The sequence below is a fragment of the Halorientalis sp. genome, from assembly GCF_028275115.1.
GTDB lineage: Archaea > Halobacteriota > Halobacteria > Halobacteriales > Haloarculaceae > Halorientalis.
This window is the reverse complement of the sequence record NZ_JAQCNH010000029.1, coordinates 65,025-87,658: the sequence shown is the minus strand read 5'-3', so window position 1 is coordinate 87,658 and position 22,634 is coordinate 65,025. Positions and strand designations below refer to the sequence as shown.

The window sequence follows — 22,634 nt, the reverse complement described above, 5'->3', positions numbered from 1 at the left end:
GGAAACTTGACCCAGTATGGACGAGACCGACGTACCCGACAGTCACCCCCGCCACGAGTCGATCCTCACTCGACACCGGATCGAACACGGGGTCGACCTGGGGATCACCTCTCGACAGGGACTGATCGCTCACGGACGTGGTGAGGCCTACGACTACCTGCTCGACGAACGCACCACAGAGAGCGCCGACCGCGCGGAACGCGCCGCCGCCGCCCACCTCCTGCTCGCTGCCCACCCGGTCCTCTCGGTCAACGGAAACGCCGCTGCGCTCGTCCCCGGCGAACTGGTCGAGCTGGCGGACGCGACCGACGCAGAACTGGAGGTCAACCTCTTCAACCGCACCACCGAACGGATGGAACGAATCGCGGCCCACCTCCGCGAACACGGCGCGGGCGAGGTCAAAGGCCTCGACGCCGACGGCCGGATTCCGGGGCTTGACCACGAGCGTGCGAAGGTCGACGCCGACGGCATCGGCGACGCCGACGTAGTGCTGGTCCCGTTAGAAGACGGCGACCGGGCCGAAGCCCTCGCCGAGATGGGCAAGACCGAACTCGTGATCGATTTGAACCCGCTCTCGCGGTCGGCCCGGACCGCGGCGGTCCCCATCGTCGACAACATCATCCGCGCGGTGCCGGGCATCACCGACCACGCACGAGCCCTCGCCGACGCGTCCCGCGACGACTTGGAAACCATCGTCGACGAGTTCGACCGCGAGACGGCCCTCGACGCGGCCGAGGACGCGATCCGGAGCGGTGATCTCTGATGTCGCTGCCGCCGTACATCTACGTAGACCACCGGCTCCCCGACGCCGACGACGTGCGGGACGCGCTCGCAGACCGGGCGCTCACGCCGTTCGGGGACGACGAACGCATCGAACGCCTCCATCGCGTGTTCTACCCGGTTTTCCGTGTCACGGTCCGCTACGAGACCGACAAGGGGCAGTGGTTCGGCACCGAGGAGCACGAGGACACCGTGTTCCTCGACGGACTGTGGGCGGACAACGACGCACAGGTCGCCCGCTACGCCGAGGACGCCAGCCGGTTGCTGAACGTCGCGACCGGTGACTACGACTTCGGCGACGGTGCCGAACTCGGCCCCTCGGTGTTGCTCCAGTTCCAGGTGGACAACGACACCGCTGGCGACCTCATCCCCGAGCGGGTCGCGGACTGGGCACGTCAGCGCGACGCCGGACGGGACGATGCGGCCGACGTGTTCCTCCGGAAACTCCGGGAGAACTACGGCCTCGCCGGTGAGTTCGACCCTGCCGGGTTCGACGAGGTGACCGAGGTCACGCGAGTGTACCTCCCCTTCTGGCTCGCGGAGTACCGCAGCGAGACGGCCGACCGTTCGATTATGCTCACCTTTCGCGAGCCCGACGCCAGCGAACGCGAGTTCAAACGCCACGGCTGGCTCTCGGAGTTCATCGCCGACGACCCGACCCGGCTCGCCGAGTACGGTTACGACCTCTCGCTGGATCGGGTGCAGAAACAGCTCTTGGACGACGAGGGCCAGCAGGGCACGAGCGGCGACCGCGAGACCGGGACGCCGGACCGGTCGTTCGGCGGCGACGAGGACGCGGACGGCGAGGGCGGGGTCGTCCAACCCGACGGCGTCGACATGGACGCCGAGTCCCTGGTCACCAGGCAGGTCGAACGGAGCTTCGGTGACGTGGGTGGGATGGACGACCTCAAAGAGACGCTCCGCCACAAAGTGATCCGTCCGCTGGAGGACCCCGAGGCCTTCGAGGAGTACGGCATCGGCGTCGTCAACGGCGTCTTGCTGCACGGCCCGCCGGGCTGTGGGAAGACCTACATCGCGGAGGCGCTCGCGGGCGAAGTGGGCAAGGACTTCGTCGAGATCAGTCCAGCCGATCTGACGAGCAAGTACATGGGCGAACCCGCCCAGAACGTCAAAGAACTGTTCGAGGTCGCCCGGGCCAACCAGCCCTGTCTGTTGTTCATCGACGAGATCGACGCCATCGCGGGGACACGCGACGGCGACGCGAACATGAACTCGAGTGAACAGCAGATGGTCAACCAGTTGCTGACCGAACTGGAGGGCGCCAGCGACGACGACGTGGTCGTGATGGGTGCGACCAACCTCGTCGACGACGTAGACGGTGCGATCCGACGCTCGGGCCGGTTCGACGAGCGCGTCGAGGTGCCGCCGCCGGACGCCGATGCCCGGCGGGAGATCGTCGAGGTCCACCTCGCAGGCCGGCCCACGGCAGCGGCGATCGACCTCGACGGCGTCGTCGAGAGGACGGCGGGCTACGCGGCCAGCGACCTCGAACTGATCGCGGAGAACGCCGCCCGGAAGGCGTTGCGGGCCGGCGAGGAGATCGGTGAGTCACATCTCCTGGCGGCGACCGAGGACGTGGACTCCTCAATCCCTGACTGGAGCGGGCCGGAAGACGCCGCGGACCACGTCGAACAACCGGACGACGCGGACCTGAACGCTCGCTCGCTGGTCGACCCCGACCCCGGGATGGACTTCGACGACGTGGGTGGCATGGCCGAGCTGAAAGGCCGACTACGCGAGACAGTGATCGAACCACTTCAGGACCCCGACCGGTTCGAAGACTACGGACTGGACGTGCTGAACGGCCTCTTGCTCTACGGCCCGCCGGGCTGTGGCAAGACGTACATGGCGACCGCACTGGCCGGCGAACTCGGCCACAGTTTCCTCGACGTGACGCCCGCAGACCTCACGAGCAAGTGGATGGGAAAGCCGGCACAGAACGTCGCGGACCTGTTTTCAATCGCTCAGGCCAACGCGCCCTGTGTCCTGTTCATCGACGAAATCGACGCCATCGCGGGCAACCGGACGGGCGGGATGAACACCAGCGAACAGCAGATGGTCAACCAGTTGCTCGCGGAACTGGAGGACGTCGGTGAGGACGTGGTGGCCGTCGGTGCGACCAATCTGCTCGAAGACATCGACGGCGCGATTCGACGCTCGGGCCGGTTCGACGAGCGCATCGAGGTCCCACCACCGGACGTCGAGGCTCGCCGGGAGATTCTGCAGGTCCACCTCCGGAATCGGCCGCTGGCCGATGCCCTCGACTGGGACGGGATCGTCACCGAGACCGATGGGTACGCGGCCAGTGACCTCGAACTCGTCGCGGAGAACGCCGCCCGGATGGCGATGCGGGCCGACGAACACATCGACGCCGAACACCTCAGACGGGCTGCCGAGCGGACGACCTCGAGCCTCGAGGGCTGGACTTAGCCGAAATCGAATCCTACGTCGGTCTCACCGATAGCCAGCCCCTGTGCGGTTGTGACGCCGGTGACCTCGAAGCGCGCGCCGCCATACTCGTCCGCCTCGTGGCTGCTGGCGAGCTGGCCGTCGACCGCCCGAATCTCCCAGCCGTGGGCCTCGACGATCTCCTTGACGATGGCTAACCCGAAGCCGGTGCCGTCCTCCTCGGTTGTATGTCCGTAGTCGAAGACGTCTTGCCGTTCCTCGGCCGGGATGCCCGGTCCGTCGTCTTCGACGACGAAGCCCGCCCGGGTACGGTCGGTGTCCTCGCCGTCGTTCCCGCTGTTGCTCGCGTCGGTCGACCCCGACGCGACGCCGAGTTCGGCGTCGTACTCCAGCGGTTCGACGACCAGCGAGACGTCCGCGCCGACGTGGTCGACCGCGTTGCGAAAGAGGTTCTCGAAGGCCTGCTGGAGGCGGTCGCGGTCGGCCTCGACGAACATCTTGCCCTCGACCTGCAGGTCGGCCTGTGGGGCGTTTACGAGCGACCAGGCGTCGCCGGCGACCTCGCGCAGCGACACCCGTTCGGTCTCGTCGACGGTCTGTCCCTGCCGGGCGAGTTGGAGCAGGTCGTCGATTAGCCGGTCCATCCGGTCGGCCGCCCGGTCGAGCGCCTCGAAGTGTTCCACCTCGCCACTCTCGCGGGCCAGTTGTGAGCGCGCACTGATTACGTTCAGCGGGTTCCGAAGGTCGTGGGACACGACGCTGGCGAACTCTTCGAGCTGTTCGTTCTGCTGACGAAGCCGGCGCTCGCGGCGGACGCGCTCGGTGATGTCCTGCAGGACGACCAGCTGCCCCATCACCACGCCGTCGCTGTCGGTCAGCGGCGTCCCGGTTCGCTGGTAGGATCGCCCGGTCTCGGGGTTGGTCACCACTTCGCGGTCACTTTCTGGCTCCCCCGACCGGGGCGCGGGCGGCACCGCGAACGGACGGAGGACCGCACCGACGGAGCCACCGACGGCCTCGCTGGGGTCGACGGTCAGGAACGGCTCGGCCTGTTCGTTCACGTTGACGACGAGACCGCGGATGTCGATGACGACGACCGCATCGTCCATCTGTTCGACGGCGGCCTGACTGGCGATGGGGATCAGCGTGAACAGCCCGTGGCGGCCGACCGCCCAGCAGAACGCGCCTCCGGTGATGGCCAGCGAAATCGTCATGAGTTCCAGTCCGGGCAGCGGATTCATACCGGAAAAGTAGACCCCGGCGGCGACGACCGGCACGACTGTCCCGGTCACCAGCAGCGCCGACTGTCGGCGGTATATCCCGGCTGACTCGTACGCCCGCCACAAGAGAAGCGCGATACTGGCCCCACTCAGCAGGACGCTGACGGCTACGTACACGACGACTGCATCGCCGTACTCCGGCCGCAAAGCCGCGAACGCGCGGTTCGGGATAATTTCCGGGTTCGACCAGACTAGCTGATGTCGCTCGTTGGTGAACGCCAGCCCGATCATGGCCAGTGGAATCACCGAGACCAGGCCGACGCTCCACCACCTGAGCCACCCGTCGCGGCCCGTGTACTGCAGGGTAAACAACAGCAGGAGGACGGGAACGGGCATGAACCCGATGTAACCCAGCCTGTACCAGAGGAGCTTCTGTGAGAGTTCGACACTCCCAATCTGGAGCGCGTACGTGAGGAGTACCCAGCAGATCGCCACCGCCAGGACCACTGCGACGTATCCGCCCGGCACCGGCTCGTATGCTCGCTGCTGGCGGACGACGTACAGCGCCGCAATGCCCACCAGTCCGGCCGCGATGAGCGTGAGGGTGAGAAACGGGGTGTACTGCCAGGTCATTCCAGAGTTGCGATGTGTTGTCCGGCCGGTGGCTTATGAGTTTTCGCTATTTCCGCGCCGGACGACGAACCGACAGGGGGCCTCACCCTCGCCGGTGCCTCGTCGTGACGACCAGAACACCTTTCAATCACTGGGTGGTAGCACTGACTACTATGTCCGACTTTGACCAGTTCAGCGATGTCGGCGAGGCGGAAGTGACCCGCGCCATCGGCCAAGAGTGGACCGAGGAGTTCATGAACTTCTCCGACAGCGACGTCATCATCGTCGGTGGCGGCCCGTCGGGGCTGATGGCCGCCAAGGAACTCTCCGAACGAGGCGTACAGACGATGGTCGTCGAGAAAAACAACTACCTCGGCGGCGGCTTCTGGCTCGGCGGCTTCCTGATGAACAAGGTCACGGTGCGGGGCCCGGCCCACCACGTCCTCGACGACCTCGAGGTGGACTACAAGGAGTCCCAGGACAGCGAGGGCCTGTTCGTCGCCAACGGGCCGGAAGCCTGTTCCGGTCTCATCAAGGCCACCTGTGACGCCGGCGCGAAGATGCAGAACATGACGGAGTTCACCGACATCGTCATCCGCGAGGACCATCGGGTCGGCGGCATCGTCATGAACTGGACGCCCGTCCACGCCCTGCCCCGCGAGATCACCTGCGTCGACCCCATCGCCGTCGAGTCCGACCTCGTCATCGACGCCACTGGTCACGACGCGATGGCCGTCAAGAAACTCGACGAACGCGGCGTCCTGAACGCTCCCGGCCTCGAAGACGAAGCCAGCGGGATGGACCAGACCGGCGACGATTCCTACGGCGCGCCCGGCCACGACTCGCCCGGTCACGATTCGATGTGGGTCGGCAAATCCGAGGACGCCGTCGTCGAACACACCGGTCTCGCCCACGACGGCCTCGTCGTCACCGGCATGGCCACCGCGACCACCTACGGCCTCCCGCGGATGGGCCCGACCTTCGGCGCGATGCTCCTCTCGGGCAAGCGCGCCGCCCAGGCCGCCCTCGACGAACTCGGCGTCGACGCCAAGGACGTGGACATGACGACGCGAGCGAGTCCTGCTGACGACTAACCACCTTTTTACTGCGTCGGGTGCGCCTACGGCGCACCACTCCTCGTAAAAACGTGGGCGAAAAAGACATCGGCGCGACCAGTCGCGCCGAGTGAACCGCGCCGCGGAGCGGCGCGGACGCTCTTGCCCACCGACGACTGCGCCGTCATCCGCAACCGCACAGCGACCGCCCCCGCTACACCGACACCACCAGCAGCTCCGTCACGTCCGGCATGAACTCATAAGAGATGTTCCGGAAATCGACGGTGTGGCCCCGCTCGCGGAGGCTCTCGGCGACCGGCGCGACGAACTCCGAGCGAGTCATATCCAGCGACGCCAGCGGAAACACACGCACCTCCTCGCTGGCGACGCGGACCAACTCGTCGAGCGCCGCCTGGTGAAAGTCCAGACCAAGCCGGTCGTCGTACAGAAAGCACAGGTGCGCCGAGAGAACGCTGTCGACCGCATCGTCTACGAAGGGGAGATCGGGCAACGCGGCCACGACGTACCGCTCCGGGTACTGAGCGTAATCGGCCAGAAACCGCTGCCCGGCCGCCCGAAGATACCGACACCGCGTCTCGACGCTCCCGTAGTAGTCCCAGACGAACTGGTCGCGTTTCGCCCGGAGTTGTGCCTCGGTGTCGGCGATGGCCGCCTCGCAGTCCGTCGCCATGTCCGAAATCGGCCGCCCGTACTGCGGATCAACGGCGTACGTTTTCAGCCCTATCGACCGCGCTACTGCGGTGAACGACGACGGGCCGCCCGGACAGTCCAGCACCGACCCTGACAGCGCCCCCACGTCGAGGTCGAACAGCTCCAGGTACTCCTCGAACGTTCGCCCCTGGAACCGGAACGACTCCTCCACCTCGAACGCACCCTCGACCATACTGTACGAACTAATACAGTAGTGGATAAGCTTGGGGGCAGTTTCGTTCGCCGCCCGGGCTGTCCGGTGGCCCGACCGGACTGCCACCGGAACTAAGTCCACGCTGTCCGTCAGGTCGGTCGATGGACCGACGACGCGTGCTGGTATTCTGTCTCGTGTCGGCACTCGCACTCGGTGTCTTCGTCACTGGACCGGCGACCGCCGACGCCGCGGGAGCGACGGACGCGAACACGACGACTGCCCAGAGCGGTGAGACGTTGCAACTCACGAAACGCCTGCGTCTCACGCCGGACCGACCGGGCGAAATCGAGGTCACGGCACAGTTCGACGACCCGGAGAATCTGGTCGAACTGGAGGCGAAACTCCCCGCCAGGGCGACGGTGACCGAGACCGACGGGTTCTCCGGGTCGGATGGGCAGTTCGCCTGGGACGGGCGGACGGACGCACCGAGCTTCACCTACCGGCTGTCGGTCAACGAGACGCGTGAAACCGAGGGTCCACTGGCCGGGCAGGGCGAGTTCATCTTCGTCGACGCCGGGCCGTGGGCGCTCGTCCGGACGCCACAAGTCAGCGTCTCCTGGAGCTGGCGCGGCGGGAACGTCACGCTGGACCGGCGGACGCGGGTCGCCGGCGAGGGCGTCGCCAGCGAGGCCATCGCCTTTCTCGGTCCACACGGCCAGTACATTCGCCGGGCCCACGACCAGCGATTCAGGCTCGTCGTCCCGGCGGCGGCGACGCTGTCCGAGTCCCGGAGTCGAATCTTCGACTCGGTGACGGCAGCCTCCGGCGCGTTACGGGTGGGTGACCGCGACGCGAGCGTCTTCATGTTCGCCGCGCCGACGACGACCGTCGAGTGGTCAGTGCAGGGTCTCCAGACTGGCGGCAGATCCATGTGGGTGCAGGACGACGAGGAACTCCGGGTGCCGGACAACGTCTGGGTCCACGAGTACGTCCACACACGACAGGCGTACGACCGCAACGACGGAACACGCTGGTTCACCGAGGCTAGCGCCACGTACTACGCCGCACTGTTGACGCTCGAACAGGACCGGATCGGCTTTCCGGCCTTCAGCAGCCGACTGGGGGCTGGCAACGCTCGCTCGGAGCCGGGCGAGGTACTGGCGAACCCGTCGACTTGGACCGGCCGGACGCCGTACCTGAAAGGCACGCTCGCGGCGGGCGAACTCGACCGACAGATCCGCCTGGCAACCGACGGTCGACGGCTCCAGACCGTCTTTCAGCGCATGAACGCGGCCAACGGTCCGCTGACAGCACCGGCGTTCGAGGACATAGTGACCGACGTCGCCGGCGCCGAGGTCGGTCGGTTCGCGGACCGGTACACCACGACCGACGCCATCCCCACGATGTGGACCCGGAACGAACACCGTCGCGCCTTCCAGGGGGCGGCCCCGCGCATCGAGTACGCCCTCACACCGGACGCCGAGCGCTACCGCGTTGATGGCCCCTACCGCAACGGCTCGCTCGCCGCCAGCCAGTCGGTCGAACTGGCGACCGGCGAATCCCTCTCGCTCGACGTGTTCGTCGAGAATACGGGCGACGCGACCGGCGAGTTCGACGCCGCCTTCACGGTCGACCGCCGGCGACTCGCCGACCGATCGGGGTCGCTCGACCCCGGTGAGCGGGAACGACTCAGCTTCACACACACCTTCGACAGCCCGGGGGCGTACACCCTCACGGTCGGTTCGCGGTCCGTCGAGGTCGCGGTGCGTGACCCGTCACCGCCGGCCGTTTCCGACCTGCGGGTGAACGCCTCTCGCCTCACAGCGGGCGGTCGCCTCGAACTGACCGCGCGGCTCGGTAACGACGCTGCGGTCCCGGCTGCCGGGACGCGCACGCTCTACCGGAACGGGACGGCGGTATCGACGCGCGAGGTCGTCGTCGAACCCGGCGACGAGCGGCAAATCACGTTCGTCACAGCGCCGCCGGTCGGCGCGTACCGATTCCGGGTCGGCAACGCCACGGCGACGGTGACCGTCGACCCAGTGCCGACGGAGCGAGATGAGACGGCAACGACCCGGACGGCCGTGGACGGTGCTGGTTTCGGCGTGCCAGCCGTCGTTCTCGCGGTGATCCTCGGCACGGTCGTCGCCCGCCGTCGCTCGCACTGACCGTGGCGACACGGGCGTCGAAGCGTCACCCAGAACCTGTAACTTCTGCGCCGACGGACTGACGAACATGCCCGAACGAGTCACGCTCTACCGCACGCCGACGACGCCGGCCGCCGCCGCTGCCGACTGGCTCGCCGAGCGCGTCCCCGTGACCGTCGACGTTCGGGACCGCCTGCTCGACCGCCCCGACGACGAGGAACTCGCCGAGGCCTTCGCCGAGGCTCGAGTCCTCAGTCCGTACGACCGGGAGACCGGTAACACGATGCTCGGTGTCGTCCGCTACGAGGAGCGCGCGCTTGACCACCCCGAGCGCGCCGGTGGCGTCATCTACGACGGACTGGCCGTTCAGGACGCGCTCCGGGAACGCCTGCCGGCCGACGAGCGGTCACTCGACCACCTGCACGTCCCGCTTCTGGACCGCGTGTTGGGGACCTGAGGCGACCACGACGAACGCTGGCACAAGCGTGTGAACGTCATCGGCCAGCCCGCCCTCGTCTCGGTGCCTGGCCTCTACGAGGCCCCGGCCAAGCCCGAACAGTACTACAAGAGAAAACAGCGCACAGCGATGGTCAGCGGCGACACACCCCCGCGTGCGGTCCTCGAAGAACAGGTCGAGGGCGACTTTCTGGTCGAGGACGACCCCCGGACGGTCGAGGCGATCAAGGGGTACGTGTTGCAGGCCTACCACTATCTGGCGACCGGGGCGGACTTCTGTGCGAACGAGGGGTGTCGGCTGGCCAATCCGCACCGCCAGCCCGGCGTAATCGAGGCGCAACTACGCGAGCCCGAATTCTGTGACGCACACGCCGAACGGTACGAGGCGTAAGCTCAGGAGCCGACCCGTACGGTCACGTTCGCGGTCGTGCCGTCAACCGAGGCGGCGTCGACGAAGGATTCGTCGCCGAACACGAGGGCTGTCGTCTCGTCACTGATCCGGACCGTCCGGAAGTCGCGGTCGGAGTCGGCCCGTCGCGCCACCTCGTACTCCTCCAGCGCGGTGATGGCCTCGTCGGCCTCACTGTTACTGTCCCAGCGGTGCGTCCAGACCCAGCCGTTCCGGCTCTCCGCGCCGCTGGACCGGAACACTGTCAAGTGGTCCGTCCCCCAACCGGTAGCCGCGGCGGCGGCACGGTCGGACGACAGTTCGGTCCCGAGCGAGTGACGAATCGTCATCTCGCCGAGCGTGTTGTTCCCCAGAAACTCCCAGGATTCCGACGGCGCGCTCGAATCGACCGCGAGGTCGGCTTCCGGCTCCTCGCTCCGGGTGTAGTTGTGGAGCAGTTGCTCTGTGGTTCGCGGGTAGTTCCGGTAGACCGACGTGAGGTTGGCCGGCGAGTCGATCACGTGGGCCACGTACTGCTCGCCGAACAGGTACGGCGCGAGTGCCGAGCGGTAAGTCGCGCCGCCCTGCTCGTACTGCGCCCGGACGAACGCCGAGTTCGACGCCGTGTCGAGGTACCGCTCGGTGTAGGCGTCGGCGACGTACACGGCACCGCCCTCCTGAAGCGCCCGGTACGTCTTGGCTCGGTCGAGCTCGACCCGCTGGGTTCGCAGTCGGTCGAGCCACGGGAACATATTCGCCTGGTACTGCACCGTGTGAGCGAACTCGTGGGCGACGACGCGCTCGACCGCCGCGGGCGACCCAGCGCCCGGATGGACGTAGACGTATCCGGTGATCCGCGTGGCCCCAGAGGGCTGACTCCAGTTCACGGAGACGTTCTCGAACCCGAGTGCGGCGTTGAGCGGGTTCGCTGCGATCCGCGGGAGCCCCTGTCGCCACTCGCTTAGGTTCCTGATCTCGACCGGTCGAGGCTCCACGTCCGTCCCGACCATCTCCTGTACCCGATCGAACGTCCGGTTCACGTCGAACGGGAGTGTTCCGTTCTGCACCTGAATACTGTACCCGCTCGTCTCCTCGCCACCGTCGAGTGGCCGGTCGTCGGACGCTCCGTCATCGCCGGGCGTCGCCGCACCCGGTGTGTCTCCCTGGTCGGTGGCCGGTGTGTCCGTCGCCGCCGGCGCATCCGTCCCAGACGGTGCCGTCGTCGTGCCGTCACTCGGACCGGCTCCGCACCCTGCCAGCAGCAGGAGGAGGGCGACCGCGAGCGGTGCGATTCGCTGTGCGGACGGCATATTAGTACGAACTGACACGACGAATCAAAACTCTTCCTAAACGCGGCCGGAGAGCAACCCGAGGTAGCCGCCACCGAACGTTTCGTAGCGGCGGTCGTCGGTGCGGGCGGCGAGCGCCGTCCGTCCGGCTCCGACCCGGCGCTCGAAGGCCGCCGTCACGGACTCCGCCGGGGCGCCCCAACCCGGCGACCCGGCCCAGAGAAACGCCGCGAACGCGAGGTTGATCGGGGCGGCCAGAGCGCGGTCACTCCGCTGGAAGTTCAGGACGGCGACGCGGCCGCCCTCACGACACAGGTCCACCCAACCGCTCACGACGGCCGCGGGGTCCCTGAACAGGCCGAGCACGAAGGTCCCGAGGACAGCGTCGACCGGTCCCGAAATCGGGGGGCGGGTCGCGTCCCCGGCACAGAAGTGCGCGTTCGGCCAGCCCTGCGCCGCGGCTCGCCGGTTGGCGCGGTCGAGCAGTGGTCTGGTCACGTCGAGTCCGACGATTCGCCCCGCCGACCCGACCTGCTCGCGCAGGAACGGGGCGTTCGCGCCGGTCCCGCACCCCATCTCCACGACGGTATCGCCCGGCGAGAGCTCGAGTGCCGTGGCCGCCCGGCGTCGCCAGGACCGCACGCCGGGCGCGGTCGCCAGTCGGTCGTAGAGGCTGGCCCACTGGCCGTAGAACTCCCGCACTCGGTCGAGATCGGACATTAGAAGCTGTCCAGGAGCCGCTGGGCGACCGTCGGCGCGTCGGCGCCCAGGAGGTAGATCACGGGTTCGATTCCGAAGCCGCCGGTCTGGTAGAGGATGTCGGCGTCGGGGGTCGCTACCAGGGCTTTGGGGATGGCGTCGTCGATGCCGGTTTCGGCGTCGAACTCGGCGGCTGTGTGCCCGCGCGATTCGAGCGTGTCGATGACCGTGGGATCGTAGCGAACGTTGATCGCGGCGCGGGCGTTGCTACCGTGCTCGCGGGCGGTCAGGAGAACGCTGGCGACGTACTCGCTGACGCCGAACTCAGGTTCGGCGGGAATCTCGGGGCGCCCTTTCAACTCAATAATGCGACCGGGCACCGCCACCACGTCCTCGATACCGGTCGCGTCGGGCAGGGCCTCGACGAGGTTCGTCCCGACTGCCGGGATGTACCGGGCGAAGTCCGTGGTATTCTCGATTACCGTGAGACCCCGTCGGACCGAGGCCAGCGCCTGTTCGGCCACGCGAACGTCGCTGTCGGGGTCGTGGACGTCGAACGCGCCGCCGTAGGAAGCCAGTTCGGGCACCTCGTCCTGGTGAAGCTGTGCCAGCACGTCCCCCTGCTCGAGCTGTCGAATGACGACCTCGGTCTCGACGAGCGCCTGCACGGGGCTCATCTCGCCGTCGGTCAGCCCATCCCCTATCCGCTCGACCAGATTCACCATCCGTTCGTCGGCCAGCAGCCGCCGGTTCCGCGCCACCTCACCGTGGGCGTACTTCGAGACGGCGCTCTGACTGATGCCGATGAGGTCTGCCACGTCGCTCTGGGTCAACCCTCGCCCGCGTAAGTCCTCGGCCAGCATCGAGCGGAAGGTCGGGAGAAACTCCTCGACCACCACCTCCTCGATGAATCTCATTGCTGCCACTCCGACGCGAACCGGCATAAAAATCCTGCTCCCGCCGAACACTGCTCGTTCTCGCTGCCGACGAGCGTGAGCAAAGCGGAGCACGCTTCGCTCTCAGACCTGGTCGCCTCCGAACTCGTGATCCCCCTGAATCTTCGACGCCTGCGGTCCCGACTGGTCCTGATACTTCGAGCCCCGTTCCTCCCCGTAGGGCCGATCCGCAGGCGTCTTCAGTTCGGTAAATGTCAACTGCGAGATGCGCATCCCGGGCGTCAGCGCGACGGGCGCGGTCCCCAGATTCGACAGTTCGAGGGTGATCTGGCCCTGGTACCCCGGGTCCGCTAAACCGGCGGTCGCGTGTACCACAATCGCCAGCCGACCAAGCGAGGACCGACCCTCGACGTGAGCGATCAGGTCCGGTGGAATCTCGACGCGCTCGACGGTCGTCCCGAGGACGAAATCCCCGGGATGGAGGATGAACTCGTCGCCCTCGTCGACGTGGGTCTCGTCGACGTACTCTTCGACCTCCTGTTCGCTGTCGGGGTGAATACAGGGGATGTTGGCGTGCTGGAACTCCAGAAACTCCCGACCTAGCCGTAGATCGACGCTCGCGGGCTGGACCTGCAGGTCGACGTCCTCGAGGGGCCCGACGACCAGGTCGCCATCGGCGAGGCGGTCGAGAATGTCCGCGTCCGAGAGGATCATATCTCTACCAGCGAGGCCGGTCGTCTAAAGTCCAGTGGGTCCGCGACGACCAACGGCCAGACCTATTATCGCTGCCCCGCTTCCACACGGTATGAAACAGGCAATCGTCGCGCGCGCCGACGTAGGAATGGGCCAGGGCAAACTCGCCGCACAGGTCGCCCACGCGTCGCTGTCGGCCTACGAGGACACACCCGACCGGGCCCGCCGCGCCTGGAAAGGCGAGGGGCAAAAGAAGGTCGTCCTGAAAGGCGAGAGCGAACAGCGATTGTTCGAACTGGCCGACGAGGCCGAGCGTGAGGGGCTGGCCAACGCCGTCGTCCGGGATGCCGGCCACACTCAGCTCGAGCCGGGGACCGTCACCGCCCTGGCAGTCGGGCCGGGTGACGAGGACGCTGTCGACCGCGTGACGGGCGAACTCTCGCTTTTCTGAGCGCGTAGGAAGCAGCCGGCACTCGCCGTCGAGACCCCGTCAGCACGAGCCACCGGGTCCGCCGACGGGACCGGCGCAGACGAGCAGCCTGCCAAGCAACCTGCCCTTCCACAGCGAGGTGGCCGTCGTCGCCGAGACCGCGTCGCGACGCGGACGGACCCTACCCGATACCTGTCCTGAATCTCCACCCTTTTATCCGGCCGGCACGAACCTCGGAGCCATGACGACCGAGTTCCAGGTGAGCCGCTGATGCGCGAGGCGGAACCCGTCGAGCGCGCCGTCGGGATGACGTACTACGTGAGTGACGCCGATGGCGTCGGTGGCCGCCTGCGCGTCGAGCCCGCGGATTTCCGGGTCACCGAGATCGAGGCGTTCGACCCCGAACCGGTCGACGCCGACTCCGGGGCGTATCCCCACGTTCTTCTGCGGGCCACACTCACCGGCTGGGACACGAACGACTTCGCCAGTGCACTCTCGAACGCGCTGGAATCCAGCCGCGAACGCGTCTCCTGGGCCGGGACGAAAGACAAACACGCCGTCACGACCCAGCTGTTCTCCGTCGCCGACGCCGACCCCGAGGCCGTCGCCGACGTGACCCTCTCGGACGCAGATATCGACGTGCTGGGTCGGACAGGTCGACCCATCTTCTTCGGTGACCTGGCGGGCAACGCCTTCGAGGTCACTGTCCGGAGTCCCGAGCGCCCGGACTCGGTCGACGCAATCACCGACGACCTCCGGACGGTCGCGGGCGCGGCTGGAGACGACGAGGCGGGCGGCACAACGACGGATGGCCCCGCTACTGTCGGTGTCCCGAACTACTTCGGCCAGCAGCGGTTCGGGAGCTATCGCCCAATCACCCACGAGGTCGGCCTCGAAGTCGTTCGCGGGAACTGGCGAGAGTCCGTCCTCGCCTACGTGGGTAGACCGTCCGAGCGCGAACCCGAGGAGACCAGAACCGCCCGTGAACGTGTCGCGGAGGTCGCGGCGGGGTCGGGCGACTGGCAGGCGGCCCTCGACGCGATGCCGGGCTACCTGAACTATGAGCGAGCGATGCTGCACGAACTGGTCGACCGGGACGCCGACGAACCCGCGGACTTCCGAGCTGCCCTGGAGACGATGCCTACCAACCTCCAGCAACTCGTGGTCAACGCCGCCCAGTCGTACGTGTTCAACCGCGTTCTCTCGGAACGGCTGGCTCGCGGCCTGCCGTTCGACCGGCCCGTCGCGGGCGACGTGGTCTGTTTCACCGACGCCGACACACCTGCAGCGGTGACTGTGCCCGACACCGACCGGCTCCAGCGTGTCGACGAACACCGCGTCGACACCGTGACCCGGCATTGCGAGCGCGGGCGGGCGTTCGTCACCGCGCCATTGGTAGGCACCGACACGGAACTCGGCGACGGCGAACCGGGTGACATCGAGCGGGAAGTACTGGACGACGTGGGGCTCGACCCTGCGGACTTCGACCTACCCGGGGAGTTCCACTCGACGGGGACACGACGGGCGGTGCTGGTGCGGACTGAACTCGAAGTCGAGCGCGATCCGCTCTCGTTCTCGTTTGCACTACCGAAGGGAAGTTACGCGACCGTCCTGCTCCGGGAGTATCTGAAGGGCGATCCGGTGGAACTGGGATAGGACAGCACGGGCCGTGGCCCCCGGCGAACCGAACCGTCTCCCTTATCCCGTCGAATCACCGATACGATGACATGGACTGTCGGCAGTGTGCCAGCAACCTCGACAGACCCGGCGACTACTGCCTGGTCTGCCGGACAGCAAACGCCGACACCATAGTCTTAGACCTCTCGCGTGACCGCGCCACGGTCACGACGCTCCTGGACGACGAGACAGTCAGCCAGCGGACGATTACCACGACGCCGGAGGAGGCCGACGGGGAGCGCGACGTGATCGAGCTGCGAAACTTTGCAGGGCTGATAGCCGACGAAATCAGGCGCAAACGGCCGGAGGAAGTGTACGCGACGGGCGACCGAACCGTGCTTCGGACGGTCCGCGGCCAGGTCCATTACGAGTTCTACCGGGTGACCGGCGACGACCCCGTGACGGCCGTCATCGAGCGGAAAGGACGACCGGCGCTGGAGGTAGTGAAGGCGTCGACAGCCGATATCCTCGGCGGCTCTCACACCACGTTGATCGGCAAGCGCGCGGGCAAACAGGCAATCGAGACGGTCGCGGGCCACCCGCACGTCAAGAAGGTCATTCCGGGCCCTATCGACGCCTCCGGTTCCGGTTCACGAGGCGGCGTTCGGGCGAAGGCCACGCGAGCCGACGCAAACGGCAACGTGCGACTGCTGATCCGGGACGGCTCTAGCGTTCAGGAGAACCGTGTGGTGACGACGGCTGGCGACCGCGAACTGGGCGAGCAGGTCCGGGCGGACCTCAACGACGCGCTCGGCGAGGCCGGACTCCGAGAGTGAACGCCACGCTCACGTCCGACGCGCTCCGAACACACCACCGGCGTCGAGCGCCAGCGGACCGACGTGGAGCGTTGCGACGACTGGATAGCTGAGCGCCACCCCATCAACGACTCCGGTGACGCCGACACCGACTGCGACAGCACAGGAAAACGCCGCCGCGGCGTAGCCACGAGCGCGCCCCCAGCGGCCCGCTCGTCCGACGGCAATCGCGGTCCAGGTGTACCCGAGGGCGAAGTCGACGAGCCAGACGACAGGGACCGCACCCGGCGACGCGCCGACTGTGACGGCCCAGAGCGTCGCTGTCGTCGCGGTTCCGTTGAGCAGGCCCCAGCCGAGCAACGGCACCGAGAACCGGACCGCGTCGACCGCGTGCCGGCCGATGACGAACAGCATCGCCGTGACGGGAAGCACCCACCAGGCGAGTGCGACGAGGCCCGCCGACGGGTCGGTCGTCCGCTCGATGACGGCAGTCCCGGTCCAGCCGACGAGGCCGAGTCCGGTGCCGAGCCGGAGCAGCCCCGTCTCGCCGACGCGGCCGGTAGTCGGGAGGTCGTGATGGAGGAGCGTGGCCACGTCCGCTATGACGGGAGTGGGGACAAAGCCTCGTCGGTCGAACACACAGGGTTTATGACCGGGCTGTGCAGACATTACAGTACTATGGCTAAAGACAAGGCACGGACTGGGAGCGCCGGCCGGTTCGGCGCTCGCTACGGTCGCGTCGCGCGACGCCGCGTTGCGGACATCGAGGACGACATGGGCGACGACCACGAGTGCCCCGAGTGCGGGAAAGACAGTGTCGACCGACAGGGCACCGGTATCTGGGAGTGTGGCTACTGTGGCTACAAGTTCGCCGGCGGCACGTACCGTCCCGAGACGCCCGGTGGCAAAACCGTGACGCGCTCGATTCGCGCGGCACTCGCCGAAGACGACGAGTAATGAGCTACAAATGTTCCCGCTGTAAGCGTGACGTAGAACTGGACGAGTACGGCGGCGTCCGTTGTCCGTACTGTGGCCACCGCGTGCTGCTGAAAGAACGGAGCCGCGACGTGAAGGAAGTCGACGTCGACTGACGTGGCTCGCGCCCACGAGGCCGTTCTGGAGTTCAGCTTCGAAGACGAGCGTCGTGCCCGGACCGTCGAGCGCGGCGTCCGTCCGGAAGTCGGTGCCATCGCGGGAGACCGAGCGACGGCGACGCTCGACCGGGAGGACACGACCGTGACAGTGACAGTCGAAGCCGACGACCTGGTCGCACTCCGTGCCGGAATCAACACCTGGTCGACGCTCGTTTCGGTCGGTCAGCGGGCCGACGCGGCCGCCTGTGGTGTGCTCTGACGCCGGCGATACGCTTATGACCCGCTTCGAGTATATCGGGGTATGACCGAGCAGCCGTCGTCACCGGTGCCGGCGACGTTCGTGTGCGTGGGGGCCGAGAATGAGTGAGGCAGTACGATATCAGGGTGACTGGTGGGTCGACCCGGACAGTCGGAGCGAGTGGCCGGACCCGGACGACGCGTCGCGGGCGATTCTCGACACGCTCACCGACCTGCTGTACGTGTTCGACCGGTCGGGCCGACTCGTCGACTGGAACGAGAAGTTCGAGAACGTGTTCGGATACTCTGCGGAAGAAATCGACGAAATCGACCCGTTGACGCTGGTCGCGGACCGCGACTACGAGCAGGCGGCCGCCGCGCTGGACCGCGTCGCACAGGGGGAGGAGGTGTCGGTCGAACTCCACCTCGAAACGGCCGACGGACAGGAGATTCCACACGAAGTCACGGCCGCGCCGCTGTACGAGAACGACGAGGTGTGGGGACTCGCCGGCACGGCCCGAGATATCAGCGAGCGCAGGGAGCGCGAACGGGACCTCTCCCGGTACAAGTCGTTGCTGGAGACGGTCGGTGACGGCGTGTACGTCCTCGACGAAGACCTCCGGGTCGCGAAGGTCAACAACGCCATGACGGAGATGGCCGGCTATGACCGCGAGGAGCTGCTCGGACTGCACTTCTCCGAGTTCATGAACCCCGAAGCCGTCGAGCGCAGCAGGCGTCTCGCGGCCACCCTCCAGGAGACCGACCGAACGGTCGAGACAATCGAGTACGACCTCGTCCGGGCGGACGGCAGCCGGCTCCCCGTCGAGGGGCGCTTCTCGATGGTCTCGGACGAGGGGTACGCGACGATCGGTCTCGTCCGTGACATCAGCACACGCAGGGAGCGCGAACGGGACCTCTCACGGTACAAGTCGCTGCTGGAGACGCTCGGCGACGGCGTCTACGTGGCCGACGACGACCGTTGCGTCCGGAAAGTCAACGACGCCATGCTGGAGATAGTCGGTGCCGACCGCGAGACGGTGCTAGGGCGCCACGTCTCCGAGTTCACCGATCAGGAGACGGCCGAAAGGGCTGGTAAGCGGTCGAAGGGTCTCAAAGCCGGCGAGGACGTGCCCACGACGATGGAGTTCGACCTGCATCGCGCGGACGGCACGCGGGTACCGGTCGAAGGACGGTTCGGGCTGGTCTCTGACGAGGAGTACTCGACCATCGGGCTGGTCCGGGACATCACCGAGCGCAGGGAGCGCGAGCGCGAACTCGAACGGTACGAGACGATCCTCGAGACGGTCGGCGACGGCGTCTACGTTCTGGGTGACGACCTGCGAATAAAAGAGGCAAACGACACCCTCGCGGACCTGTTCGGGCGCGACGTCGAGGAGATGATGGGCGCGCACCTCTCTCAGTTCGTCACCGAGGAGACGGCACGGAAGGGGATCAGGCTCCGTCGGGAAGTGGTCGAACGGGACGAGAAGGCAGTTGCGACCATCACGGGAACAGCTATCGACGGCGACGGTGAGCGGCTCCCCATCGAAGTCCGGTTCATGCCGCTGGAGGGTGACCTCGCCGCACTGGGGCTGGTTCGGGACGTGAGCGACCGTCGGGAACGCGCGGCGTTGCTCGAACAGCTCCACTGTGGGACCCGAGAACTGATGTCCGCCGAGACACACACTGAAGTCGCCGAGACGGCCGCAGCGGTCTCACAACGGCACTTCGAGTTCGCGACCACCGGCGTCTGGATGGTGACGGAGGACGACCGACTCGAACCGGTCGCGGTCGCGACCGACGACGGGCGACTCGACGAGCTGCCACCGACGTACGCGGTCGGCGAGGGGTTCGTCGGTGAGGCCTACGAACGCGGCGAGTCGGTTGTCGTGGACGATATGCGTGACCTCGACACCGACTTCGACTACGAACCGATTCGGAGCGCGCTCTTGCTCCCCATCGAGGGGTACGGCATGATCGGCATCGCCTCGACCGACCCGTCGGCGTTCGACGAGACACACCGGGAACTCGGTCGGCTGTTCGCGGCGGACGTGGAGTCTACGTTCCGGCGGGCAGACCGCGAGGAGAAACTGCGGCAGCGAACCGAGGAACTCCAGCGCTACGAGACGCTGGTCGAGACCATGAGCGACGGCGTCTACATGACCGACGAGAACCACGACGTGCGGATGGTCAACGGGGCGGCCAAGGAGAAACTCGGATTCGACCCGGCATCGTTCGAGGGACTGGACGCGCGATTGTTCGGGTGTGACGACGTCGTCACGAAGGCCCGGGCACAACGCGAGGAGATGATCGACGACGAGCGGTCGGTCGGAACGGTCGTGGGGACACTCCAGACGGCGAGTGGCGATGAGATTCCCGTCGAGAACCGCTTTTCGTTGCTCCCGTGTTCCGACGGAGAGTTCGCCGGCACCGTCGGCGTCGTCCGCGACATCACCGAACGCAAAGAGAGCGAACGCCGACTCCGGAACCAGCGCGACGAACTGGAGACGCTGAACCGGATCAACGAACTCGTTCACGAGACCATCGGCGCGCTCGCCGCGGCCGCGACGGCCGAAGAGATCGAGGAGACGGTCTGTAAGCGGCTGGGCGGCTCGTCGCTGTACCGGTTCGCATTCACTGGCGTGCGCCGACCAGGCAAACCGCTCGTCGAGCCGAAAGCCTGGGCGGGCGAGGGCGCGGCGTACCTGGAGGAAGTCGAGATTCCGGTCGACCCGGACCACGACGGGGCTGGACCGGCTGCGAAGACGTTCGAGACCGGCGAGGTGACTATCACACACGACGTGGAGTCGGACCCGCTGTTCGAGCCGTTCCGCGAGCCGGCACTCGAACACGGGTTCCGGTCGGTCGCGGTCGTTCCGTTCACACACCGGACAGCGACCCACGGTATGCTGGCAGTGTACGCCGACCGTCCAGGGGCGTTCAGCGACCGCGAGATCAGGGCCTTCGAGGTTCTCGGGGAGATGGTCGGGTTCGCCATCAGCGCCACACAGAACCGCCAGCTCGTCGAGTCCGACTCGCCAATCGAGATGACGCTCGAACTGGACGAGCCGGCGACGTTCTTCGGGACCGTCTCTGCGGAACTGGACTGCACCTGCCGACTGCTCGGGTCGGCGAAAGCCTCGGGCGGGGACCGCCTCCACTACGTCGCCGTCACTGCGCCGCCAGCGGACGTTCGGGCAGTGGCCGACGACCGGGGAACGCCGGCACCCGAAACACTCCGACTGGTCACGGAGAACGACGATCACGCCGTCTTCGAGGCGCGGATGCGGCCGTCGGTCGCGTCCGTCCTGTTCGAGTCCGGTGTCAAGCCCATCGTGGCCGAGGCCGAGAGTGGCAAAGTGACGGTCGAGGCGGCCGCTCCCCGCGGATTCGACCTCCGGGAACTGACCGAACGGCTCGACGAACGGTTCGGCGGCGTCACGCTCGCGGCCAAACGCGAGGGCGACAGTTGGATTCAGGCGTCCGCCGATCCGTGTGACGGCGTCGACGACAAGCTTACCGACCGACAGCGGGCGGCACTGTCGGCGGCGTACTTCGCTGGATACTTTCACTGGCCGCGCGACAGCACCGCAGAAGACGTCGCCGACTCGCTCGACATCGCCTCGCCGACCTTCCACCAGCACCTCCGGCACGCCGAGCGGAAACTGCTCTCGACGTACCTCGACGACGATCGAACCTAGATAGCTAGGCATCTATCTCATGCGGGAGGGCATACGAGTAGAAAGTGTAACCTCCATGAGAGACAATCGTCAGTCCGAACGCTCAGTCGGGTCCCCAGACGTGACGAATCCGCTCGACACGAACCGCGCGGTACTAACACCGTCGATCGACGACGTGTTCGAGTTACTCTCGAACGACCGCCGACGCCGCGTCTGTCTGTACCTGCAGCGGACCGGGGTCGAAGTGGCAACGCTACAGAACCTCGTCGATGCGCTCGCCACCGGTGCCGGCGACGAGGAACGCGAACGGCTCGCTATCAGTCTCCACCACCGGCACCTGCCGAAACTCGACCAGGCGGGAATCGTCGACTACGACCCGCGGAGCAACACCGCACGCTACTGGGGCCAGCCGACCGTCGAGAAGTGGGCCGAACACGTCGAGGCCGTCGACGATGGTCTGCAGGCCGAATCCTGACCAGACGGCTTTTCTGCGCTTCCCGCTGGCACTTGCTCCGGGACAGGCAGGATAGCCGCCGCCGTGCTGAAGTGGTGAGATGCGTGGGTTTTTCACTCCGGATGCCGAGTGTTCGGGTATGCAGGGTAATCTGCCGCCGGAAGCACAAGAGAAAATCGAAGAGCTACAGGACCTCCAGGAGACCGCACAGCAGGTCGCCGCGCAGAAACAGCAGGCCGACACACAGCTAACCGAGTCCCAGAACGCGCTCGAAGAACTCGACGGCGTGGACGAGGAGACCACCATGTACCGAGAGGTCGGCGAACTGCTCGTCAAGACCGAGTACGACGAAGCCAGAGAAGACCTCGAGGAGTCCGTCGAGAGTCTCGAAGTCCGCGTCGACACGCTCGAAAAGCAGGAAGAGCGCGTCCAAGAGCAGTTCGAGGAACTCCAGCAGGAGCTCCAGCAGTTGCTCGGCGGTGCCGGCGGCGGTGGCGGCCCGATGGGTCCCGGTGCTGGCGGCGCCTGAGATGGGCGACCCGACCGACGAGGAAGTCGTAGAGACGGCCGCCGACGCGGCCGAGGGGGTCGTGTTTACCCGTTACAAACAGTCCGAAGTCGTCGACCTCGACGTGACCGTCACCTTCGAGGACGGGGTTCTCGAAGTAGATGTCTACCTCAACGCACCTTCGGACACGCGCGACCCCGAGCAGATCGCCGACGACGCGGCACTGACCGCCCGATCCGCCGTCGACGACCTGTTCGCCGAGTAATTTT

General features: G+C 66.9%; 21 protein-coding genes and 1 pseudogene. 15 read left to right on the top strand and 7 right to left on the bottom strand.

Annotated features, from left to right (window positions below; translation table 11 throughout):
- Positions 1 to 16: 16 nt before the first annotated feature.
- Positions 17 to 763 carry a 4-phosphopantoate--beta-alanine ligase gene (locus Q0964_RS05035; protein ID WP_299264241.1) on the top strand — a complete coding sequence of 249 codons (747 nt, stop codon included), beginning with the start codon at positions 17 to 19 and terminating at the stop codon, positions 761 to 763.
- Positions 763 to 3,231 carry an AAA family ATPase gene (locus Q0964_RS05030; RefSeq protein ID WP_299264239.1) on the top strand — a complete coding sequence of 823 codons (2,469 nt, stop codon included), beginning with the start codon at positions 763 to 765 and terminating at the stop codon, positions 3,229 to 3,231. The genes Q0964_RS05035 and Q0964_RS05030 overlap by 1 nt, the downstream gene beginning before the upstream one ends.
- Here the strand turns inward: Q0964_RS05030 and Q0964_RS05025 are convergent.
- Positions 3,228 to 5,063 (bottom strand): histidine kinase N-terminal 7TM domain-containing protein, encoded by a 1,836-nt coding sequence (locus Q0964_RS05025; protein WP_299264236.1) that lies wholly within the window; start codon positions 5,061 to 5,063, stop codon positions 3,228 to 3,230. The two genes, Q0964_RS05030 and Q0964_RS05025, sit on opposite strands and share 4 nt — an antisense overlap.
- A gap of 152 nt (positions 5,064 to 5,215) precedes the next feature.
- On the opposite strand from Q0964_RS05025, the gene Q0964_RS05020 reads away from it, so the two are divergent.
- Positions 5,216 to 6,136 (top strand): sulfide-dependent adenosine diphosphate thiazole synthase, encoded by a 921-nt coding sequence (locus tag Q0964_RS05020; RefSeq protein ID WP_299264233.1) that lies wholly within the window; start codon positions 5,216 to 5,218, stop codon positions 6,134 to 6,136.
- Positions 6,137 to 6,311: 175 nt separating this feature from the next.
- Here the strand turns inward: Q0964_RS05020 and Q0964_RS05015 are convergent, their stop codons facing one another.
- Positions 6,312 to 7,001: a class I SAM-dependent methyltransferase gene (locus Q0964_RS05015; RefSeq protein WP_299264231.1), complete on the bottom strand. Its 690-nt coding sequence runs from the start codon at positions 6,999 to 7,001 to the stop codon at positions 6,312 to 6,314.
- A 122-nt stretch (positions 7,002 to 7,123) separates the two neighbouring features.
- Here Q0964_RS05015 and Q0964_RS05010 point away from each other — a divergent pair, with 122 nt between their 5' ends.
- Positions 7,124 to 9,130: a hypothetical protein gene (locus Q0964_RS05010; RefSeq protein ID WP_299264228.1), complete on the top strand. Its 2,007-nt coding sequence runs from the start codon at positions 7,124 to 7,126 to the stop codon at positions 9,128 to 9,130.
- A 67-nt stretch (positions 9,131 to 9,197) separates the two neighbouring features.
- Positions 9,198 to 9,956, top strand: a pseudogene (locus Q0964_RS05005) (DUF7001 family protein).
- A 2-nt stretch (positions 9,957 to 9,958) separates the two neighbouring features.
- Here the strand turns inward: Q0964_RS05005 and Q0964_RS05000 are convergent.
- The 4 genes from Q0964_RS05000 to dcd form a co-directional block, all read right to left on the bottom strand.
- Positions 9,959 to 11,263, bottom strand: a complete 1,305-nt coding sequence (locus tag Q0964_RS05000; RefSeq protein ID WP_299264225.1) for a hypothetical protein — start codon at positions 11,261 to 11,263, stop codon at positions 9,959 to 9,961.
- A 36-nt stretch (positions 11,264 to 11,299) separates the two neighbouring features.
- Positions 11,300 to 11,962, bottom strand: coding sequence for a class I SAM-dependent methyltransferase (locus Q0964_RS04995; RefSeq protein ID WP_299264223.1), 663 nt, complete (start codon positions 11,960 to 11,962; stop codon positions 11,300 to 11,302).
- Positions 11,962 to 12,858, bottom strand: coding sequence for a thiamine-phosphate synthase family protein (locus Q0964_RS04990; protein WP_299264220.1), 897 nt, complete (start codon positions 12,856 to 12,858; stop codon positions 11,962 to 11,964). The genes Q0964_RS04995 and Q0964_RS04990 overlap by 1 nt, the downstream gene beginning before the upstream one ends.
- A gap of 102 nt (positions 12,859 to 12,960) precedes the next feature.
- A complete protein-coding gene (gene dcd / locus Q0964_RS04985; RefSeq protein ID WP_299264218.1) occupies positions 12,961 to 13,551 on the bottom strand; it encodes a dCTP deaminase in 591 nt (196 codons plus the stop codon).
- Between the two features lie 91 nt (positions 13,552 to 13,642).
- On the opposite strand from dcd, the gene pth2 reads away from it, so the two are divergent.
- The 3 genes from pth2 (at position 13,643) to Q0964_RS04970 (ending at position 16,413) form a co-directional block, all read left to right on the top strand.
- Entirely contained in the window at positions 13,643 to 13,981 is a 339-nt protein-coding gene (gene pth2, locus Q0964_RS04980; RefSeq protein WP_299264215.1) for a peptidyl-tRNA hydrolase Pth2, read from the top strand.
- Between the two features lie 249 nt (positions 13,982 to 14,230).
- Positions 14,231 to 15,616, top strand: coding sequence for a tRNA pseudouridine(13) synthase TruD (gene truD, locus Q0964_RS04975; RefSeq protein ID WP_299264213.1), 1,386 nt, complete (start codon positions 14,231 to 14,233; stop codon positions 15,614 to 15,616).
- Positions 15,617 to 15,687: 71 nt separating this feature from the next.
- A complete protein-coding gene (locus Q0964_RS04970) occupies positions 15,688 to 16,413 on the top strand; it encodes a DUF2103 domain-containing protein (protein WP_299264191.1) in 726 nt (241 codons plus the stop codon).
- 9 nt (positions 16,414 to 16,422) lie between these two features.
- Here the strand turns inward: Q0964_RS04970 and Q0964_RS04965 are convergent, their stop codons facing one another.
- On the bottom strand, positions 16,423 to 17,031 hold the full coding sequence (locus tag Q0964_RS04965) for a hypothetical protein (protein ID WP_299264188.1): 609 nt from the start codon (positions 17,029 to 17,031) through the stop codon (positions 16,423 to 16,425).
- Between the two features lie 39 nt (positions 17,032 to 17,070).
- On the opposite strand from Q0964_RS04965, the gene Q0964_RS04960 reads away from it, so the two are divergent.
- The 7 genes from Q0964_RS04960 to Q0964_RS04930 all read left to right on the top strand — a co-directional run bounded on the left by Q0964_RS04960 (position 17,071) and on the right by Q0964_RS04930 (position 22,630).
- Positions 17,071 to 17,349: a 50S ribosomal protein L37ae gene (locus Q0964_RS04960; RefSeq protein WP_299264185.1), complete on the top strand. Its 279-nt coding sequence runs from the start codon at positions 17,071 to 17,073 to the stop codon at positions 17,347 to 17,349.
- Positions 17,349 to 17,483: a DNA-directed RNA polymerase subunit P gene (locus Q0964_RS04955; RefSeq protein WP_299264182.1), complete on the top strand. Its 135-nt coding sequence runs from the start codon at positions 17,349 to 17,351 to the stop codon at positions 17,481 to 17,483. The genes Q0964_RS04960 and Q0964_RS04955 overlap by 1 nt, the downstream gene beginning before the upstream one ends.
- 1 nt (position 17,484) lies before the next feature.
- Positions 17,485 to 17,745, top strand: coding sequence for a KEOPS complex subunit Pcc1 (locus tag Q0964_RS04950; protein ID WP_299264180.1), 261 nt, complete (start codon positions 17,485 to 17,487; stop codon positions 17,743 to 17,745).
- Positions 17,746 to 17,845: 100 nt separating this feature from the next.
- Entirely contained in the window at positions 17,846 to 21,424 is a 3,579-nt protein-coding gene (locus Q0964_RS04945) for a PAS domain S-box protein (RefSeq protein ID WP_299264178.1), read from the top strand.
- A gap of 55 nt (positions 21,425 to 21,479) precedes the next feature.
- Positions 21,480 to 21,878 (top strand): DUF7344 domain-containing protein, encoded by a 399-nt coding sequence (locus Q0964_RS04940; protein ID WP_299264175.1) that lies wholly within the window; start codon positions 21,480 to 21,482, stop codon positions 21,876 to 21,878.
- Positions 21,879 to 21,996: 118 nt separating this feature from the next.
- On the top strand, positions 21,997 to 22,386 hold the full coding sequence (locus tag Q0964_RS04935) for a prefoldin subunit beta (protein WP_299264173.1): 390 nt from the start codon (positions 21,997 to 21,999) through the stop codon (positions 22,384 to 22,386).
- Position 22,387: 1 nt separating this feature from the next.
- Positions 22,388 to 22,630: a DUF3194 domain-containing protein gene (locus Q0964_RS04930; RefSeq protein WP_299264517.1), complete on the top strand. Its 243-nt coding sequence runs from the start codon at positions 22,388 to 22,390 to the stop codon at positions 22,628 to 22,630.
- Positions 22,631 to 22,634: the final 4 nt, after the last annotated feature.

What these genes read in the sequence shown, in the direction of transcription:
- Q0964_RS04955 (WP_299264182.1), top strand. Translation starts at nt 17,349, where the DNA reads ATGAGCTACAAATGTTCCCGCTGTAAGCGTGACGTAGAACTGGACGAG.
- pth2 (WP_299264215.1), top strand. Translation starts at nt 13,643, where the DNA reads ATGAAACAGGCAATCGTCGCGCGCGCCGACGTAGGAATGGGCCAGGGC.
- Q0964_RS04940 (WP_299264175.1), top strand. Translation starts at nt 21,480, where the DNA reads ATGAGAGACAATCGTCAGTCCGAACGCTCAGTCGGGTCCCCAGACGTG.
- Q0964_RS04995 (WP_299264223.1), bottom strand. Translation starts at nt 11,962, where the DNA reads ATGTCCGATCTCGACCGAGTGCGGGAGTTCTACGGCCAGTGGGCCAGC.
- Q0964_RS05035 (WP_299264241.1), top strand. Translation starts at nt 17, where the DNA reads ATGGACGAGACCGACGTACCCGACAGTCACCCCCGCCACGAGTCGATC.
- Q0964_RS05015 (WP_299264231.1), bottom strand. Translation starts at nt 7,001, where the DNA reads ATGGTCGAGGGTGCGTTCGAGGTGGAGGAGTCGTTCCGGTTCCAGGGG.
- Q0964_RS05020 (WP_299264233.1), top strand. Translation starts at nt 5,216, where the DNA reads ATGTCCGACTTTGACCAGTTCAGCGATGTCGGCGAGGCGGAAGTGACC.
- Q0964_RS04945 (WP_299264178.1), top strand. Translation starts at nt 17,846, where the DNA reads ATGAGTGAGGCAGTACGATATCAGGGTGACTGGTGGGTCGACCCGGAC.
- dcd (WP_299264218.1), bottom strand. Translation starts at nt 13,551, where the DNA reads ATGATCCTCTCGGACGCGGACATTCTCGACCGCCTCGCCGATGGCGAC.
- Q0964_RS05010 (WP_299264228.1), top strand. Translation starts at nt 7,124, where the DNA reads ATGGACCGACGACGCGTGCTGGTATTCTGTCTCGTGTCGGCACTCGCA.
- Q0964_RS05025 (WP_299264236.1), bottom strand. Translation starts at nt 5,063, where the DNA reads ATGACCTGGCAGTACACCCCGTTTCTCACCCTCACGCTCATCGCGGCC.
- Q0964_RS04990 (WP_299264220.1), bottom strand. Translation starts at nt 12,858, where the DNA reads ATGAGATTCATCGAGGAGGTGGTGGTCGAGGAGTTTCTCCCGACCTTC.
- Q0964_RS05030 (WP_299264239.1), top strand. Translation starts at nt 763, where the DNA reads ATGTCGCTGCCGCCGTACATCTACGTAGACCACCGGCTCCCCGACGCC.
- truD (WP_299264213.1), top strand. Translation starts at nt 14,231, where the DNA reads ATGCGCGAGGCGGAACCCGTCGAGCGCGCCGTCGGGATGACGTACTAC.
- Q0964_RS04970 (WP_299264191.1), top strand. Translation starts at nt 15,688, where the DNA reads ATGGACTGTCGGCAGTGTGCCAGCAACCTCGACAGACCCGGCGACTAC.
- Q0964_RS04930 (WP_299264517.1), top strand. Translation starts at nt 22,388, where the DNA reads ATGGGCGACCCGACCGACGAGGAAGTCGTAGAGACGGCCGCCGACGCG.
- Q0964_RS05000 (WP_299264225.1), bottom strand. Translation starts at nt 11,263, where the DNA reads ATGCCGTCCGCACAGCGAATCGCACCGCTCGCGGTCGCCCTCCTCCTG.
- Q0964_RS04935 (WP_299264173.1), top strand. Translation starts at nt 21,997, where the DNA reads ATGCAGGGTAATCTGCCGCCGGAAGCACAAGAGAAAATCGAAGAGCTA.
- Q0964_RS04960 (WP_299264185.1), top strand. Translation starts at nt 17,071, where the DNA reads ATGGCTAAAGACAAGGCACGGACTGGGAGCGCCGGCCGGTTCGGCGCT.